The 18,154-nt window shown below is 60.1% G+C and carries 17 protein-coding genes; 10 read left to right on the top strand and 7 right to left on the bottom strand.

Translation table 11 applies throughout. The annotated features are described in order from the left end of the window. Positions 1 to 13 precede the first annotated feature (13 nt). The 3 genes from DOM27_RS07115 to DOM27_RS07105 all read right to left on the bottom strand — a co-directional run bounded on the left by DOM27_RS07115 (position 14) and on the right by DOM27_RS07105 (position 2,842). Complete coding sequence (locus DOM27_RS07115) at positions 14 to 898, bottom strand: NAD(P)-dependent oxidoreductase (RefSeq protein ID WP_110655359.1); 885 nt, start codon at positions 896 to 898, stop codon at positions 14 to 16. Positions 899 to 1,030: 132 nt separating this feature from the next. Beyond that, entirely contained in the window at positions 1,031 to 1,546 is a 516-nt protein-coding gene (locus DOM27_RS07110) for a cupin domain-containing protein (RefSeq protein WP_110655358.1), read from the bottom strand. 39 nt (positions 1,547 to 1,585) lie between these two features. Then, on the bottom strand, positions 1,586 to 2,842 hold the full coding sequence (locus DOM27_RS07105) for an MFS transporter (RefSeq protein ID WP_110655357.1): 1,257 nt from the start codon (positions 2,840 to 2,842) through the stop codon (positions 1,586 to 1,588). Positions 2,843 to 3,042: 200 nt separating this feature from the next. Here DOM27_RS07105 and DOM27_RS07100 point away from each other — a divergent pair, with 200 nt between their 5' ends. From DOM27_RS07100 to DOM27_RS07090, 3 genes are all read left to right on the top strand, one after another. After that, a complete protein-coding gene (locus DOM27_RS07100; protein WP_188113692.1) occupies positions 3,043 to 3,972 on the top strand; it encodes a LysR substrate-binding domain-containing protein in 930 nt (309 codons plus the stop codon). A 183-nt stretch (positions 3,973 to 4,155) separates the two neighbouring features. Then, positions 4,156 to 4,905 carry a type I methionyl aminopeptidase gene (gene map / locus DOM27_RS07095; protein ID WP_110655355.1) on the top strand — a complete coding sequence of 250 codons (750 nt, stop codon included), beginning with the start codon at positions 4,156 to 4,158 and terminating at the stop codon, positions 4,903 to 4,905. A gap of 139 nt (positions 4,906 to 5,044) precedes the next feature. Further along, the gene (locus tag DOM27_RS07090) at positions 5,045 to 5,929 is read left to right on the top strand and encodes an NAD(P)-dependent oxidoreductase (protein ID WP_110655354.1); all 885 of its coding nucleotides are present in this window, start codon (positions 5,045 to 5,047) and stop codon (positions 5,927 to 5,929) included. Between the two features lie 46 nt (positions 5,930 to 5,975). On the opposite strand, the gene DOM27_RS07085 is transcribed toward DOM27_RS07090, so the two are convergent. Then, on the bottom strand, positions 5,976 to 6,671 hold the full coding sequence (locus tag DOM27_RS07085) for a DUF4396 domain-containing protein (RefSeq protein ID WP_110655353.1): 696 nt from the start codon (positions 6,669 to 6,671) through the stop codon (positions 5,976 to 5,978). 477 nt (positions 6,672 to 7,148) lie between these two features. On the opposite strand from DOM27_RS07085, the gene fucP reads away from it, so the two are divergent. Continuing rightward, positions 7,149 to 8,444, top strand: a complete 1,296-nt coding sequence (fucP, locus tag DOM27_RS07080) for an L-fucose:H+ symporter permease (protein ID WP_110655352.1) — start codon at positions 7,149 to 7,151, stop codon at positions 8,442 to 8,444. 138 nt (positions 8,445 to 8,582) lie between these two features. Here the strand turns inward: fucP and DOM27_RS07075 are convergent, their stop codons facing one another. Next, entirely contained in the window at positions 8,583 to 9,431 is an 849-nt protein-coding gene (locus tag DOM27_RS07075) for an oxidoreductase (RefSeq protein WP_110655351.1), read from the bottom strand. Positions 9,432 to 9,895: 464 nt separating this feature from the next. Between DOM27_RS07075 and DOM27_RS07070 the strand changes: the two genes are divergently transcribed. Together DOM27_RS07070 and DOM27_RS07065 are read left to right on the top strand one after the other, a co-directional pair. Then, positions 9,896 to 11,449 carry a DHA2 family efflux MFS transporter permease subunit gene (locus DOM27_RS07070; RefSeq protein WP_110655350.1) on the top strand — a complete coding sequence of 518 codons (1,554 nt, stop codon included), beginning with the start codon at positions 9,896 to 9,898 and terminating at the stop codon, positions 11,447 to 11,449. A gap of 50 nt (positions 11,450 to 11,499) precedes the next feature. Further along, positions 11,500 to 12,687 carry an HlyD family secretion protein gene (locus DOM27_RS07065; protein WP_110655349.1) on the top strand — a complete coding sequence of 396 codons (1,188 nt, stop codon included), beginning with the start codon at positions 11,500 to 11,502 and terminating at the stop codon, positions 12,685 to 12,687. 32 nt (positions 12,688 to 12,719) lie between these two features. Here the strand turns inward: DOM27_RS07065 and DOM27_RS07060 are convergent, their stop codons facing one another. Together DOM27_RS07060 and DOM27_RS07055 are read right to left on the bottom strand one after the other, a co-directional pair. Beyond that, entirely contained in the window at positions 12,720 to 13,517 is a 798-nt protein-coding gene (locus DOM27_RS07060) for an MBL fold metallo-hydrolase (RefSeq protein ID WP_110655348.1), read from the bottom strand. 70 nt (positions 13,518 to 13,587) lie between these two features. Then, positions 13,588 to 14,529, bottom strand: coding sequence for a DMT family transporter (locus tag DOM27_RS07055; protein ID WP_110655347.1), 942 nt, complete (start codon positions 14,527 to 14,529; stop codon positions 13,588 to 13,590). Between the two features lie 94 nt (positions 14,530 to 14,623). Between DOM27_RS07055 and DOM27_RS07050 the strand changes: the two genes are divergently transcribed. The 4 genes from DOM27_RS07050 (at position 14,624) to DOM27_RS07035 (ending at position 18,150) form a co-directional block, all read left to right on the top strand. After that, on the top strand, positions 14,624 to 15,538 hold the full coding sequence (locus DOM27_RS07050; RefSeq protein WP_110655346.1) for a LysR substrate-binding domain-containing protein: 915 nt from the start codon (positions 14,624 to 14,626) through the stop codon (positions 15,536 to 15,538). Positions 15,539 to 15,620: 82 nt separating this feature from the next. Continuing rightward, positions 15,621 to 16,220 carry a TetR/AcrR family transcriptional regulator gene (locus tag DOM27_RS07045; RefSeq protein WP_110655345.1) on the top strand — a complete coding sequence of 200 codons (600 nt, stop codon included), beginning with the start codon at positions 15,621 to 15,623 and terminating at the stop codon, positions 16,218 to 16,220. A gap of 103 nt (positions 16,221 to 16,323) precedes the next feature. Continuing rightward, on the top strand, positions 16,324 to 17,358 hold the full coding sequence (locus tag DOM27_RS07040) for an NADP-dependent oxidoreductase (protein ID WP_110655344.1): 1,035 nt from the start codon (positions 16,324 to 16,326) through the stop codon (positions 17,356 to 17,358). Between the two features lie 105 nt (positions 17,359 to 17,463). Beyond that, positions 17,464 to 18,150 (top strand): type 1 glutamine amidotransferase domain-containing protein, encoded by a 687-nt coding sequence (locus tag DOM27_RS07035; RefSeq protein ID WP_110655343.1) that lies wholly within the window; start codon positions 17,464 to 17,466, stop codon positions 18,148 to 18,150. The last annotated feature ends 4 nt before the right edge of the window (positions 18,151 to 18,154 follow it).

Below are 18,154 nucleotides of genomic sequence, written 5' to 3'. Positions count from 1 at the left end.
GAGCGCCGATCGATCAGCGTCGATACGTTTCCAGAAACGCATAGATCGCCGCGATATCCTGCTCGCCATGCCCTGCATTGACGGCATCGAACCAGAGATTGCGGATATGGGAAAGCGACGGCAGCGCCTTGTCGTCGCCCGCCTCCAGTGCCAGCCCGATATCCTTGAGCCCCCACTGCATCGCCATCTGCGGATCGAATTCCCCGCTGGCGATCATGTCCATCTTGAGCTTCATGTAGGGCGTGGCCAGCGGGCCACCCTCGATCACCTGCCAGAGATCGTCGGTGGTGAAGCCGAGCGTATCGGCAAGCTGTGCGGTCTCGGCGATGCCCTGCATCATCGAAATCAGCCAGGCGTTGATGACGACCTTCATTCGCGCGCCCTGCCCGGCCTGCCCCAGCCAATGGGTCTTCTGGCCCAGCACGTCGAAGATCGGCTCGACCATGGCGCCCGCGCGATCACGATCACCGCTGGCCAGAATGGTAATCTTACCCTGCTGCGCCGGGGCCTTGGTGCCGGAAACCGGAGCGTCGATGAAAGCGACGTCACTGCGCGCTTCGCCGACTTCGGCGATCAGGCGGTCGGTTTCGGCTACACCCAGCGTGCCCATCTGAATCAGTAAGGCATCTATGGGCATGGCGGCCAGCGCACCGTCGTCACCCAGCAGAACGTCTCGCGTTGCCGCGAGATCCGGCAGCATGACGACGACGGCCTGGGCGTTCGACACGGCATCGGCAGGTGACCCGGCCACTTTAGCACCGCCTTCGATCAGGTCATCCGCCTTGCCGGGAGAGCGATTCCACACGCCAACGTGAAATCCGGCTTGCACGAGATTGGCCGCGAAGGCGTGGCCCATCGCACCCAGGCCCAGTACGGCAATGGAACGAGAATCGGACATCGGAATGTTCCTCGAGAAAAGTGTAGGCTGCTAATCACAAAGGAAACTATAGACGAAAGTCACATCCTTCAAGCTCGAGGCCCGATTTCACGCGACGCCCTTCCTCTATCGTTCCCTTGCCTAGGCGCCTTTTTAACGATGACCGCGCCATAAAGACAACAGCGTTCCGCCGACGGGATCGTCGTCGGGTAACGCGACCGCGGCCACGCGCTGGCGGGCGGATTCGAGCTCACCCGGCTCGCCACGCTCCACTTCCCAGGATTGGCCTGGCGGATAGGCGCCGACCATGGTGAAGTCATCACTGGCTTCCAGGCAGGCGTGGCCGACACCCGCGGGAAGCACCAGTACGTCGCCTGCAGCGATATCGTGCTCGCGACCGTTAGGGCCGCCCAGGCGAATATGCGCCCGACCATGAAAGACTCCCAACGCCTCATGCGCGGTGGAATGAAAATGGTCGAAATCATAAAGACCATAACGCCACTGTGGCGGCCATTGGTGGCGAGCGAACAGTGCCTCGAAACCGGCGGCCGGATCCGACTTGGAGACGTCGAGAACCTGACGGTAGATCAAAACCGGCAGCGACGAGTTGGGAAAGCCGCTGGCCTCATCGGCGTCGAAAACCAGCGTTTCGGGTTGCAGCGTAGCCATATCGTTCTCCTCGACTTTCAACGTTGACTCTCCCAGACCCTAGGAGATGGCCGACGGATCATCTTCCTTGCTCGCCGACAGCGGCATCCGATAGACCGCGAAAAGACTCAGGCTGGCGAACAGCAGCATCGGCCACAGCGCTAGACTCTGGTTCGAGTACACCTCGGCCAACCAGCCACCCAGCATGGGCATGACGAAGGCCATGGAGTAGCCGACGAAGGACATCCCGGCGGTCAAGGAAGCCACCGCCTCACCTCGTTCCAGACATGGAGGCAGCGCCATGATCAGGGTGAGTTCGAGGGTAATGCCGAAGCCGGAGATCACCAGCGCGACCAGTGCTGGCCAGCCCTCCATGCCCAGGAAACCCAGCAGTCCCAGAACGCCCAGCGCAGCGAAGATGCCCAACGGCCGACGTCGAGTAATCCAGCGGCGCCCCCGCCACAACATGACCAGCGACGCCGCCAACGGGCTAGCGTTGTAAAACAGCAGCGCCAGCGTGAGCAGGTCGGATTCTCCGCGAGCCGCGAGAACAGTGCTGAGATAGGCGTTAGTGGCCATGAATAGCCCTATCGACGCTGCCAGCGGTACGCCCATCAGCCACACACGCGCCGAGCGCAGTGACAACGAACGAGACGGCACCGCTTCGGGTACGGCCGCGCCCTTGCGATGTCGAGAACTTTTGCGGAGACGCACCGCCAGCAACGCGACGATCACCAGCGCCGGCAACGACCACAGCAGCAGCGCCAACTGCCAGCTATCGCCCGCCAACGCCAGCACGATGGGTCGCGTGCCTCCGGCACCGATCAATTCACCCACCGTCATGCCGTTGAGATAGATCGCGCTGCCCAACCCCAGGTGACTGGGCGTCCAGTCCCGCAACAGTGCGGGCACCGTGACCTGCATGACCGCCAGCCCGAGCCCCATGACGACCGAGGCCGTGAACAGAACGGGGGCGGAGAGCGTCAGACCCCGTGCCGCGGAACCCAGCGCCACGATCGCCAAGGCCAGCGTCAATGCCCGCAGCATGCCGACGCGTCGGGCGAATCGCACCGCCAGCATCATGCTCAACGCCAGCACCACATAAGGCACCGTGGTCAGTGCGCCAATAGCAGCGCTTCCCAGAGACAGCGACTCGGCGATCTCTCCGGCCAGTGGCGGCATGATCAGAATGGGCAGGCGCATATACAACCCGACCAACCACAGCAGTGCCAGCGCACCCCATGGCAAAGCCGAGTCGGTCTTTGTCGAAGAGACAATCGACGAGACATAAGACTGCGCGCGTGCAAACAGAGCCATGACGCCACCTGTGTTAGCCAGCGCCCGGCAATGACCGGGCGCGATGAAAAGACGATCACGAGTCGATGAGAAAAGGTCAGCAAAGCATCGTGTGAGTGTCTCTGACGATATCAGCGCAATCTAGGCAATCGGCCGGACTGCGACAAAAGAAACTTCTTGCCATAATGGATGAAAATATCTCACTCATGGTGCCATCGACGATGCGTTATCTGCCCCCTCTCAATGCGTTGCGTGCCTTCGAAGCCGCCGCCAGACACGAGAGTTTTCATCACGCCTCGCAAGAACTTCACGTCACGGCGTCGGCGATCAGCCATCAGGTTCGCGGACTGGAAGAAGCGCTGCAGACGACACTGTTCGTGCGCCGCACGCGTCAGGTGCTATTGACCGATGCCGGGCGTCGCCTGTTCGATGGCGTCCGTGAGGGGCTGGATCGCATCAGCGCGGCGGCGGTGTCGGTTAAAACGCAACAGGAGGACCCGGTGCTCACCGTATCGACGGTGCCGATTTTTGCCAGCGGCTGGCTGATCCCGCGTCTCGCCGACTTTCAAACCGCCTATCCCGGCTATCAAGTGCGCCTGGAGACCTCGGTCGATCTGATCGATGTCGAACGCGCTGACGTCGGCGGCATGAACGTCGACGTCGCCATTCGTTACCTGTCGAAGCCGCCGGACACCTCGCTCGATACCCGATTTCTATTTCACGAAAGACTGACCGTGGTTTGCGCACCGGGAATGGCATCAAAACTGACGACGCCCGATGATCTCACTCGCGTCACGCATATTCAGACCCGACTGCGGCCGGAGGGTTGGCGGGCGTGGCTAACGCCCAGAGGGCTGGCCCACCTCGATGACGGCAGTGGCCCCACCTTCGATAACGATAGCCTCGCACTCGAAGCGGTGATGACAGGGCTCGGCGTTGCCATTACCCATCAGGAGATCGCGCATCCACTGATCGCCAGCGGCCAGTTAATCGAGCCGTTCGGTGCCGGTCATGTCATCGGCCTAAGCTGCTACTGGGTCTGCACCCGCCGCTGCGCCGAGCTGCCCAGGGTCGCCGCCTTTCGTGACTGGCTGCTGACCCAACTCGCCGCCGAAGGGCTACTCGACGCCAGTCGACCAATGCATCGCTAAGCGGATCGGATAGCGGATATCAGCGTCGAATACCGGCAGGTTGAAGTGTCGAGATACAGTAGTGGATAGACTCAAAGCCATGTTCAATGGCGAGCGCTACTTCAAAGATCTGATTCACGGGTTTAACTCAAAGTCACAGCTCAAAGTTCCTGGCCAGAGCACCATTTCGAAAGAGGCTTCTGAATGACGATCACGAAACAAGATGAGCTGGATGGGCTCAAGGAAATCGGTCGAATTGTCGCCAACACGATGCTCGCCATGTCGAAATCGTTGGAGCCCGGCATGACGACACGAGAACTGGATGAGATCGGTAAAGCGTTACTGGAGCGTGAGGGCGCCCTGTCTGCGCCGCAATCCAGTTATCACTTTCCGGGAACGACTTGCATCAGTGTCAATGAAGAGATCGCCCATGGAATTCCGGGAGATAGAGTTATCGCTCAGGGCGATCTGGTCAATATCGACGTCTCAGCCTCCAAGAATGGTTATTTTGCGGATACCGGCTCGACATTCCGTGTCACACCAGTCGCGCCTGCACTCGACACACTTTGCCGAGACGGTAGGCGAGCCATGCAGATCGGAATCGAACAGGTTGGCAACTCACGGCCGTTATCCGGCATCGGCAATGCCATCGGGCGCTTTGCTTCGGATCGGGGCTACACATTGATCCGCAACCTCGCCAGCCATGGTGTTGGCCGATCACTGCACGAGTACCCCGAGGAAATCGCGACCTGGCCCACCCGCGGCGAGAAAAGACGCATCAACAAAGGACTCGTGCTGACCATCGAGCCATTCCTGTCCACCGGCGGACACTGGGCAACCGATGGGAATGACGGCTGGACGCTTTACAGCGAGCCACACGCTCCAACTGTGCAGTATGAACACACTATCGTCGCCACGGATCGAGGGGCCATCATCGTTACATTGCCGAGTTGATCGATCTCTGTATTGTTAATCTCTTGAGACTAAAACTCCTCGCCCTGGAATCTTCTCCCTTAGACACAAGGGGCATGGTCGAAGGCCGAATCCTGTCCGATAGTATTTGTCATACAAACTCGACAGGAGAAACCAGACCATGACACTGACCGTTGCATTGATCGCTCCGGGCGCGATGGGGGCCGCCATCGGCAAACGCTTGAGCGAGAACAATGTCGAGGTGATTACCTCACTGAAGGATCGCAGTGAGCGCAGCCGAGAACGTGCCAAGCACGCTGGCATGCGTGACGTCGAACTGTCTGAATTGATGCAGGCCGATCTACTGCTTTCCGTCGTACCACCGGCGCAAGCCGAGGCGATTGCCAGCAAAATCGCCCCGCTACTGGCCGACTGTGAAACACCACCGATTTACTGTGACTTGAATGCCATCAGCACCGCCACGCTGGCCCGCGTCGAACGTATCGTGCGAGATAGCGGCGCGGCATTCGTCGATGGCGGCATCATCGGTCCACCGCTCTCCGAGACCAAGACGCCGCGAATCTACGTGGCCGGCGAACAGGCCTCCAAACTGGCCCAGCTCAACGATCACGGCCTGGACATTCGGGTGCTGGAAGGAGAGAGCGGCAGCGCTTCCGCGCTGAAGATGTGTTTTGCAGGAATCAACAAGGGCATGACAGCGTTGACCACGATCATGCTGATCGCTGCCGGGCGCAGTGGCGCCGGCGATGCGTTACGTGCGGAACTCGAACATAGCCTGCCCGAGGTCATCACGCGTATCGATAGCGGCATTCCGGATATGCTGACCAAGGCGTGGCGCTGGCACCCGGAAATGCGCGAGATCGCCGATTTCCTCGATACCAGCGATCCTCAGGGCACCAATCCCGCCGGGCGGCAGGCTTTCGAGGGCTTTGCATCGCTTTATGAGCAGCTGGGAGACGACACCAACAATGAAGCACTCAAAACGCTACTCGCTGGCCTGATCGATAACGGCTCCGGCTCAAACTGCGAGGGGAAGCCCTACTGAGCCGACCACGGTGCTATATGGCCGCTACATGGCGGCTATACGGGCGCTACATGCCGTGCTTGATGCCCCGATTGATCAATATCCAGTTGGCCGGATAAGAAGTGACAAAGCCGATCAGCATCGCGATCTGCATCATGAACCAGAATGGCGCGGTGAACGCGTTGAGCTCTCCCATCCAGCCATAGAGAGCAATCAGCATCCAGAGATACATGCCGATCTGAAAGGCGATCAATGACAACGTATCGGCCTTGATCGCATCACGCAGCGCCGCACCGGGGCCCGAGTCGCTCATCGCGCGAATGGGTAGATATTGAAACATTACGCCGAACAGATAGGCCCCGATGAAAGCGAGTACAAAGTGTCCCAATACCGCCGAGCCCAATAGCGCGAAGCCAGTAGCCGTTGCGATCGGTGCCGTCACCACGTCGCCTAGCGTGCACCCACCCCCGCAGTGGGTGGCAGAAACGAAGACGCTTTGCCACTTGGGCTTGTCACCGCCGTGATGATGCTCGTGCCCCTGCTGCCCCTCCCGCGACGACTGCTTCGCCTGTTCCGGTTTACTCGGCGCACGGCCCATGCGGCGATAAGCCCACCAGCCGAAAACCGGCATGTAGAGTCCGGTGATCGGCCAGGTCACGTTCATGATCTTCATGGGTTGGGGCCGTTTCGAGACATCGACAGCAATCACCAAGGCAGTCGCGAAACCCAGAAACAGAAAAAACCAGGACCAGAAAATCAGCATCTTGTTGCTCTCCTTTACGTTCCCTTGAGGATTCCTTGGCTATCCAGTGCCAACCGGAGTCCATCGCCGTGTCGTGGCAAAATTCTGTCTCAGGTATAGAAACGTTCGATGGCTTCAACAAGCGGGGTCCTGCACTCAGGTTCGCCAAATCCCGACGACTGCAGGCTCATAAGATCCTGCACAATGTGGTTTTATTACAACAAAAAAGACGATTTTGGTGGATTTTGACAGTTTTCGAACACTGATAGGCAATAAAGAAAAAATATTACTTAACTCTTGTGCAATAACACTGCTCGGCGTCAACACCACCATGGTCCGGCCGTCAGCAGGCGATAACTCACTTACCGTTCTAATGATGAACAGCTACTTTATAAGCCACCTTGCTTAATGCATCATCTCGTTCCAGCTTGCCGCTGACACGATTAACGTCGAGCCCGCGACCCTTTCTCTGGACGCCTTACCAACAGGATTTCGATCATGTCCGACATGCAACGACCGAACTATCGCAGCGCGCTGGTCGTCGTCACGACGATCTTTTTCATGTGGGGTTTCATCACCTGTCTCAATGACATTCTGATTCCCCACTTGAAAGCGGTCTTCTCGCTGAACTACACCCAGACCATGCTGATCCAGTTCACCTTCTTCGGCGCGTATTTCATCATGTCATTGCCGATGGGCAAGGTGCTCACCAAGGTCGGCTACAAGAACGCCATCAGCCTGGGGTTGTTGATTGCCGCCGTGGGCGCGGTGATGTTCTACCCGGCGGCGCGGGCGCCCTCTTACCCATTGTTCCTGACCGCGCTGTTCGTGCTGGCCAGCGGCGTCACCATGCTGCAGGTCGCTGCCAACCCCTACGTCAGCCTGCTGGGATCGGACGATTCCGCTTCCAGCCGACTCAATCTGGCCCAGGCGTTCAACTCGCTGGGCACGACGCTGGCGCCCTACTTCGGCGGCATGCTGATTCTGGGCGCCACGGTGCTGGGTGCCAGTGAGCTGGCCGACATGTCCAGCGCCGACCGGGTGGCCTACAAGGTTCAGCAGGCCCAGAGCGTCCAGTTGCCCTACCTGCTGCTGGCCGCCATTCTCGCCATCCTCGCGATCGTGATCTATCTGTGGAAGCTGCCCAACTTCAAGGATCAGGCCCGAGACGATAGCCCGACCGATAACGTCACCGCCGCCGAGGCTCTGCGCCATCCTCACGTACTGTTCGGCGTGATCGGCATCTTCGCCTACGTCGGGGCAGAGGTCTCCATTGGCAGCTTTCTGATCAATTACATTTCGCTGCCAGACATCGGCAACATGAGCGAAAGTAGCGCGGCAAGCTATGTCGCATACTACTGGGGCGGCGCCATGATCGGGCGCTTCATCGGCTCGGCGCTGATGCAGAAGATTCGCCCCAGCCTGATGCTCGGCGTGTTCGCGATCGTTGCGGCACTGCTGACCGTCGCGACCATGTTGACCTCCGGGCATATCGCCATGTGGAGCATCGTTGCCATCGGCCTGTTCAACTCGATCATGTTCCCGACCATCTTCACGCTCGGCATCGCCAAGCTCGGCCCGCTGACCAGCAAGGCCTCGAGCCTGCTGATCATGGCCATCGTCGGCGGCGCCATTCTGCCGGTCGCCCAGGGCATGATTGCCGATAGCGTGGGCATTCATCACGCCTTCGTGCTGCCGCTGATCTGCTATCTGTTCATCGCCTTCTACGGCTTCCGCGGTTCCCGAGTCATCAACCCGCACCCGGCCTCGGAAAGCGAAGCACAGACGGTTTGAAAGACGCTGAGCTAACGGCGTGAAATCGAAGACAATGTAAAACGCCTCTCCGAAGTTATCCATGTAACCATCGAGGGGCGTTTTGCGTTAGCAGGGAGAGCGGGAACCCGCATTACGTTCGCGAATCCTGCCACTCGATCACGGGGCCGGGTAGTCGGTAGCTTCCCCGACCGCACGCCACTCGCGAATTTCCGCCAGTCTCTCCTCGAGCTGCTCGATCACCTTGTCGACACCCCAAGCCCCCAGCACCAGATGGCGCGGCGGCTGCGGATGGGCGACCAGATCCATCATCGCCTGAGCGGCCCGCGCCGGGTCGCCCGGCTGCTTGCCACTGTTGCTGCTGGTCCCCGCCATGCGGGCCTTGGCCGTGTCGGCGTAATCATCGATCCGGCTCGGCGTCTGCTGCAGCGAGCGCCCAGCCCAATCGGTGCGAAACGGCCCCGGTTCGACACAGGTGACGTGAATGCCGAGCGGCTCGACCTCGGCCTTGAGCGAATCCGACCACCCTTCCACCGCATGCTTGCTGGCGGCGTAGTAGCCGGAACCTGGGAAACCGATGAAGCCGGCCACCGAACTGATGTTGATGATGTGCCCGGCACGCCGATCACGCATTCCTGGCAATACCGCTCGCGTCATCGCGAACAGGCCGAAGACGTTGGCATCGAACTGGGCGCGGATTGCACTCTCATCACCCTCCTCGCAGGACGCCTGATAGCCGTACCCCGCGTTGTTGACCAAGACATCGATTCGGCCGAACTTGTCGTTCGCCGCTGCGACGACACCATCGATCTGTGCCGCATCGGTGACGTCCAGCGCCAGTGCGAGAACGCGATCCTCGACACCCGCGGTCAGATCAGTGACTCGATCGCTCGACCGAGCCGTCGCGATGACGTTAACGCCCTGTTCGATGATCAATTTGGCCAGTTCGCGGCCAAAACCGGTGGAACAGCCCGTGATCAGCCAGACGGGGGAATCGGGCATGGACATGAGTTACCTCCTTTCGAAAACAAGAACTTGCGAGATCACGGCGTCGCTGGAAATAGATCGCACCTGTAAGGCGGCGCCGTCGATGAACATGACTCTCCAGCGTAGACGATCCCGTGAAGATCGACGCCGTCCTGGAGAATACCCCGGCCCGGTAAGCCCACTACCGTCGCGCTTCGTCTCCTGCGACCTTAGTCGCAAGCACCTTGAAAGTCAGACAATCGAATCGGGATAATCGCTTAGCGAGCGAAAAATAGACGCGTTATCGATTCGCCTGCTTTCTTCGTTGCCAAATCCTCATGTCCTGTCAGCGGTATTCGTCGCAGCTTCCTGTACGGGCCTGTCACTGACTGCCTCGCCGATACGGGCGGAGCGGGCGACTGATGGCATCAATGCATTGACCAAGGACACGCCTTGTCTTCCATGAATCGGACAGCCGCTGCCATCGGTAGCCCAGGCAGTGACGCATGACCCAGGTCGAGCAGCTTTTCGAGCGCTACGGTCAACGCTATCGGCTGTGGGTCACGTTGACCGTGATGCTGGGATTGGTAGCGCTGGGCATGTCGATCACCATCGTCAATGTGGCCATCCCCTATATCAAGGGCGCCTTCGGCATGAGCGACTCGCAGGTACAGTGGCTCTCCACCGGTTTTCTGGCCTCGACCACCGTCTCGCTGCTTGTCGCCCCCTGGCTGGTTGCCGCTGTCGGCCAGCGAGCCACGTTCGTCGGGCTGCTGCTGACGTTCATCGCCGCCTCGATACTCGGCGGTCTGGGCCAGGGCATGGCGGCTCTGGTGGCCGCGAGAATCGTACAGGGCGGCATGACCGGGTTGATTCGCCCGGTCGCCATGCAGGCCCTGTTCGCCGTCTATCCACCCGAAGGGCGCGGCATGGCGACTGCCATGTACGGCATGTGTCTGGGCCTGCCACTCACGCTGGCGACCGTCGTCGGCGGCTGGCTGGTGGAGCATTTCACCTGGCGCTACGTATTTTTCGTCACGCTGCCGATCTGCGCCGCCGCGATCGTGATGGGGCTGTTCTTTCTGCCGACCCGCGAACAGAAGGGTCCGCGTACGCCCTTCGACTGGGCCGGCGTGGTGCTGTTGTTCGTGGCCGTGTTTTCGCTACTGGCGGCGCTTTCCAACGGCCAGCGCTGGGGCTGGTACGATCCTCGCGTCCCCGAGCTGATACTGGTGTCGGTACTCTGTGGCGCCGCGTTCATCGCCTGGCAACGCCGAGCCGCGCACCCGCTGCTCGACCTGGCGATCTTCCGCAATCGCCTGTTCGTCGTCGGCACGCTGGCGATGTGCCTGTTCGGCGGCACCTTCTACGGCATCATGTACCTGCTACCGCAATTCGTGCAGGCGGTGCTGCACTACAGTCCGATCACGGCCGGGCAGATATTCCTGCCCTCCACCGCCGTGCTCGGCATTCTGGTACCGCTGGTCGGTTGGCTGAGCGATCGTTACCCACCCCATTGGATCACGCTGCCCGGTCTCGCCTGCACGCTGTTCTCGGTATGGCTGATGGCGCAGATGGACTGGAATACTTCCTTCGTTTATCTCGCCACGGCGATGGGCATTCTCTCCATCGGCATGGCTTCGTTTCCGCCGCCGACGCTATCCAACGCTATCGCCGGTCTGCCCAGCCACCTCACCGGCCATGGCTCGGGCGCGATCAACTTCGCGCTGCAGCTGGGCGGCGCGCTGGGCACGGCGGGGCTGGTCATACTGCTCGATCGCCAGACCGTCTACCACGGTCAAATCCTGAATGCCGGCGTCAACGCCGGTAACGCCATCGCACGCCAGCAGCTGGGCCAATTGACCGATCTGGTCGGCCGCCTCGGCGTACCGGAAACGCACCAGCAGGCCATGGCCGGCTATCTGATGGGCCGGATCGAGGCAATCTGGGCTTCGATCCTCGCCTATCAGGACGGTTTCTGGATTCTGATCGGGAGCCTGCTTCTGGTCGTGATTCCCTCGATACTGCTCAGCCGCTGGCGAGGCGTGTCTCGTGTCTGATCTTGCGCACTACCTAATGTTCACCCGACTTTGAAGGACCCATTCGCATCATGACCGCTGATTCAGCTAGACCCGCTAAACGCCGTCTGCCACGCAGCGGCAAACTGCTGATACTCGCCATCGTCGTGGTGGTGTGTCTGATCTGGATCGGCATGGCGATTGCCCACCATCTGTCGCATGTCAGCGCCCAGGATGCTCGCGTCATGACCGATCAGGTGACCGTCAGTAGTCGTCTCGAAGGCTGGGTGACAAGATTCGCTCTGACCGAAGGTGACGCACTGCACCGCGGCGATGCCGTAGCGGCGCTTTATCGAAAACCCGATGCGCGCAGACTGACCGCGCTGGAAGCCGAGGTCGCCGCTCAGCAGGCCCAACTGGATTACGAGCGAGCGCGGTTGTCGATGGCCGGGAAACAGCTGAAAGGAGGGATGCATCTGACGCATCGTCAACTCGAGGCCAGCAAGGCCGCCGAAGACGCAGCCCAGGCGCGACTGACTCAAGCCCAACGGGATTACAAGCGCTCCGACACGCTCTACCAGAAACGCTCGGTCTCCGAGCAGCGCCGTGACCAGGATTACTACGCCTATCAGGCCGCTCTCGCCGAACATGCCCAGGCGCAGCAGGAGGTCCAGGTCAATCAGGCGTTGGCGGACAACGCCCAGATCGGCTTCATCAACGGTTCGCAGATGCCGCTTCCCAACCCCGATGTGTTACGGCAACAGGTAAAGATTGCCGAAAGCCACCTTGCGTCTGCCGAAGCCAAACGTGATGAGGAGAAACTGCGCATCGCCGACCTGCAGGTCAAGAGCCCGATGGGTGGCGTAATCGACAAGACGCTCATCGACCAGGGCGAATACGTCAGCGCCGGGCAGCCGATCCTGATGATGCACGATCCCTCGAAGCTGTGGGTCGAGGCCAACATCAAGGAAACCGACATCGGCGCCCTACGAATTGGCCAATCCGTCGCCATCACGGTCGATGCCTTTCCCGACCAGACCTTCAGCGGTCACGTCGCCGTCATCGGCCGCGCCGCGACCAGTCAATTCGCCCTGTTACCGGATCCCAATCCTTCCGGCAACTTCACCAAGATCACGCAGCGAATTCCCGTACGCATCCGCTTCGACGACGGCCCCACCGACCTGATCGGCCCCGGCATGATGGTAGGAGTGGATATCGACATCAGCGGCGCCGGCAAACGCCAACCGGATTCACGATCGGGCATCGATCCCCATCGTTGACCGCATCGAAGAGATCGGAGCGGTGAAAACTGTCACCCGCGCAGAGCCCGACAGTGCCGCTGCGCCGACTCCTCGATGACGTGTTTGGCATCGATCAGTATCTCGCGTCCCCAGAAAGCGGAATAGGCGCTGTCGAAACCGAGCGGCTCGAGGCGACTGGCGATACTCTCGACCGTGTTGGCGTCGAGAGGAATATTGTTGGGATAGGACCACATGAACGATGCCATCCGATCCGGCGTCACCATCAGCGTATCGCTAGTCAGCAGAACCTCTTGCTTGGGCCAGTGCAGCACGCTGGCACCGGGAAAATGACCGCCCAGACGATGGACATCGATGCCAGGCAAGATCTCGCGTGACTCTCCTTCCCAGAACTCGATTCGCGAATCCGCCATCGTGACCCAGTCACGATCCGCCGCATGAACGTGAACTGGACAATCGAACGCCTGCGCCCAATCCGCCATGGTGGAAAAGAAATGCGGGTGCGACAGCACAATGGCATCGAGCCCGCCGAGTCCTTCGATGATCTCGATGGTCGCCTCGTCGAGTAACGTCAGGCAGTCCCACAGCACATTGCCGGCCGGCGTTCGCAACAGGAAGGCACGCTGACCGATGGCGAAGCTTGGCGTGGTGCCTATCGCCATCAGGCCCGGCGCCATGTGGCGGAAGGTGTTGGTGTGACGGGTCGCCAGTTGGGTTGGCGTCGTCCAGCGCTGACCCTCGACGGGCACGAATTGACGCTCGTCCTCGCAGATCTCGCAGTGCTCCGGCGGTGCCTCGCTCGGTGGATATTGCACACCGCAGGTAGCACAGATAAAACCATGATTACGCATCCCGACCTCCCCTTGGAACCGACTCAGATCATCGCTCTTTCATTCTTTATCAACGGCGCTTGTTATCAACCTAGCTTGAGGTCCTGCGCTTGCCAGCGATCATAACGCTTTGCTGCCGGATCATCAGCCATCCCGCGATCAGGATAGTCGCCATGCCCACCAGCGTTGGACCATCGGGAACCTCGTCGAATAACCAGAACCCCCAGCCGGTGGCGAATATCAGATAGGCGTAGTCGAAAATCCCCACCAGCGCCGCTGGAGCAATCTGATAGGCCCGGGCAACGGCGGTATTGACGCTCACCATCAGTAACGCATAAAGCACGATCAGCAGGTACGGATACGCGTCGAGTCGCTGCCAGCCACGGGTGAGAAATCCGGATGACGCCTCAGACACGACCACAGTCACAGTGACATGACCGACCACGCCTGCCAGCAGGAAAGCGACATTGAGCCCGAGGGCCAACAGCCACGGAGAGATATGGCGGCAGCGCGTTCGCGTCAGGACCATCGCACCGGCATAGCAGAGCGCCGCCAATAGCGGAAGCAACATGGCTGTCGAGAATAATGCTCCGCCGGGACGCAGTACGATCACCACGCCAGCGAAGCCGAGCCACAGCGCAGCCCAACGTCGTCCTGTCAAAGGCTCGCCTGTCACTGCGGCCAGTACCGCGATAAACAGCGGCGTCGTGTAGATTCCGACGGCGGCGATGCTCAGCGGAATCCAGGGCAATGCGGCATAGAACGCAATCCACATTGCCAGCAGCAGCAGGCTACGCAACGCGATCCAACCGAAGGTCTCCAAGCCTCGTGGAAGGCGCTCGTCCTGACGTCGCCACCCCCATATCAGTATCGGCAATGAGATCAGCGGCGCGAGGATGAACAATTGCCATAGAGAAAGGCTGTCGCTGAGATATTTGACCGTTGCATCAGCCAGGGCGAGGAGGAAAACCGCACCGACGATCAATTGAACGCCTCGGTGCGGGTTATCTTCGAACGCGTAAGGTGCTTTCATGGCGGCTCTCCTGTCGGTATCAACCGACAGAGCGTGCCTCACCGGCCGCAATCGCCACTAACGATGGTTACGTCATCATTCATGAGCCAGGGTTATGTATCCGCTGAACCGCTCGCTGCCACCTCTCGCCACCCTGCTTCCCTTCGAAGCCGCCGCCAGGTGGGAAAGCTTCACTCGCGCCGCCGAAGAACTCGGCCTGACTCAGGCTGCCATCAGCCGCCAGATACGATTGCTGGAACAGGATCTTGGAACGACCCTGTTCGAGCGTAGAAACCGCGGCGTCTTTCTGACGCCTGCTGGGCGGGAACTGGCAGATGCGGTCTCTCGGGGTATGTCTCGTATCGCACAGCGTGCCGATGACCTCCGCGGCGGCGAGCGCGCGCCTCGGGTCATTCTCTTCTGCCAGCTTTGCGAAGCGTTCTACTGGCTGATGCCTCGGTTAGCGGGGTTCAATCAGCGCCACCCCGATATCGATCTGAAGCTGGTGACATCGACCCGACCATTGACCGAACAACGCGATCCATTCGACATCGCCTTGCAGACGCATGGCAGACCTCATGGCAATCACACGCTGGCGTTTACCGCCGCGGATACAATCTATCCCGTCTGCAGTCCCGATCATTCGGCCGCGCGGAGCGCGCCAATTTCGGTGGACGCGCTGGCTGGCGCCGACTTGTTGCATCATCGCGCAGAGCCCCCGGACTGGATGGAGTGGAGCGCATGGTTCGCGGCCATGGGCCGGAAAGTGTCGCCGCCGTTACCGGGAAAAGTGTTCGATAGCTATCCACTGATGTTGCAGGCCGCACTGGCCGGACACGGTATCGCATTGGGATGGCAGCGTACGACCGAGCGCTTGATCGACGCCGGTGAACTGGTAAGGCCGGTCGAGGAATTTCTCGTTCAACCCGAGGCTATCGCCGTCTACACCCACCGCGAGACGATAGATCGCCATGCTTGCCGGACTTTGCTCGACTGGCTGAAAGAAGCATTAGACGGCACGTCCTGTTAGTGGAGACTTCAACCGCCCCGGTCCGGCGGCCTATGATCAACGAGTACTAGACGACCAGTCTATTCACGACTAAAGTAGAAGCATGAACAATTCACCTGCCAACCGCGACGTCAAGACGCAGATCCTTGATATCGCTCAGTCCACCATGGGAAGCCGGGGGTTTTCTGCGGTCGGGCTGAATGAAATTCTCAAAGCGGCCCAGGTACCGAAGGGCTCTTTCTACCATTACTTCGAGTCGAAGGAAGCGTTTGGAGTGGCACTGCTGGAACGTTACTTCAGCCGCTATCTGGTTGAACTCGATGTGTTGCTCGCCTCTAGCGACGAGAGTTCCGCTGTCTCGCGGCTGATGCGTTACTGGCAGCGGTGGGTCGAAACACAGAGCGGGCACGACCTGCAAAGCCGTTGTCTGGTGGTCAAGCTGGGTGCCGAGGTCAGCGATCTTTCCGATTCGATGCGCCAGGTCCTGGAAAGCGGCACGGATCGAATCATCGAACGTCTGACCCGCGAGCTGACACGCGCCCGGCAAAGCGGAGAAATGGCTGCCGACGGCGATGCCAGAGAGCTGGCTGCCTCGCTTTACCAGATGTGGCTAGGGGCCAGCATGTTGGCTAAGGTGACCCAGGATGATAGACCGTTGCAGTCGGCATTGAACACAACGCGACGCTTGCTCGGTCGTCACTGAATCGAGAGTGAATCCAGGGCCGATGATTTGGCTCTTTTATTTTCATCGCGACTAGACGACTGGTCTAATCGGATCGACTTCATCGACGCAAAAGGAGTGCCTCATGACGCAGAATCAGGCAACCAACCGACAGTGGGTACTGGCCTCGCGCCCTCACGGCGAGCCGAATCGGGATAATTTTCGCCTGGAAGAGACCGAGATTCCCGCCGTTACCGAAGGCTCGGTATTACTGCGCACGGTCTATCTCTCGCTGGACCCCTACATGCGTGGCCGAATGAGCGACGCGCCCTCCTATGCCCCACCCGTGGAAATCGATCAGGTCATGGTCGGCGGCACCGTCAGCCGTGTCGTCGAGTCCCGCCATGACGATTTCAAGCCGGGCGATTGGGTACTCGGCTTCACCGGCTGGCAGGACTATGCGCTGTCGGACGGCACGGCACTGACCAACCTGGGCCAGCAACCCGAGAATCCGTCCTACACCCTGGGCGTCATGGGCATGCCGGGGTTCACCGCTTACATGGGGCTGACGGATATCGGCCAACCCAAGGCGGGCGAGACCCTGGTGGTCGCCGCCGCGAGCGGCCCTGTCGGCGCGACTGTCGGACAGATCGGAAAGATCAAAGGCATGCGGGTCGTCGGTATTGCCGGGGGCGAAGAAAAGTGCCGCTATGTGGTCGAGACACTTGGCTTCGATGCCTGTATCGACCACCGAGCCGACGACTTCGAAGCCCAGCTAAAAGCCGCCTGCGATGCAGGCGTCGATGTCTATTACGAAAACGTGGGCGGCAAGGTCTTCGATGCCGTCCTGCCGCTGCTGAACACCAGCGCTCGGATACCGGTCTGCGGCGTGGTCGCGCAGTACAACGCGACGGATCTGCCGGAGGGGCCCGACCGCCTGCCTCTGTTGATGACGACCATTCTCAAGAAGCGCCTCACCGTGCGCGGGTTCATCATCTTCGATGACTACGGTCATCGTTTCGACGAATTCTTCACTGATATGTCGCGCTGGGTCGAGGAAGGTCGCATTCACTATCGCGAAGAGATCAAGGAAGGCCTGGAAAATGCCCCCGAGGCGTTCAACGGTCTGCTGAGAGGCGACAATTTCGGAAAGCTCGTGATCCAGGTCGGCGAGCGCTGATGCCGCGCAGCGGAACTTGGAGACAGCAAGTTCCGCGACAACTCATTCCGTCACAATTCATATCGCCACAACGTATTCCATCACAGCCGGAAAGGTTCTTATCCCATGAAAGTATTAATGGTACTCACATCACACGATCAGCTTGGTGACACGGGCAAGAAAACCGGCTTCTGGCTCGAGGAGCTGGCGGCGCCTTACGTCGTCTTCCAGGACGCGGGGGTCGAGATCACGCTGGCCTCTCCCAAAGGTGGTCAGCCACCGCTTGACCCCAAAAGCGACGACCCGACATTGGATACCGAAGAGGTCAAACGTTTCCGCGCTGACTCGGAGGCCATCAAAGCACTGGCCAACACTCATGTACTGGGGGATATCGATAGCAACGATTTCGATGCGGTCTTCTATCCCGGCGGCCACGGCCCGCTGTGGGATCTGGCCGAAGACAAGGCATCCATCGCGCTGATCGAAAAGACTCTGCAGGCCGGTCGCCCGGCAGCCCTCGTTTGTCATGCGCCGGGCGTGCTGCGCCACGTGAAGGACGCCGACGGCGCGTCGATCGTGAAGGGCAAAAAGGTCACCGGCTTCTCCAACAGCGAGGAAGAAGCGGTCGGCTTGACAGACGTGGTGCCGTTTCTGGTCGAGGACGTGCTCAAGTCACAGGGTGGCGACTACAGCAAAGGCGCTGACTGGTCCTCTTACGTTCTGACCGACGGCCTGCTGATTACCGGCCAGAACCCGGGCTCCTCCGCCGAAACCGCGAAGGCCCTGCTGCAACGACTCAACGGAAAAGGATAGTTCA

This window comes from Salinicola halimionae, assembly GCF_003206065.1.
GTDB lineage: Bacteria > Pseudomonadota > Gammaproteobacteria > Pseudomonadales > Halomonadaceae > Salinicola > Salinicola halimionae.
Note: the sequence above shows the minus strand (reverse complement) of the source record. Positions and strands in the feature narration are given on the sequence as shown.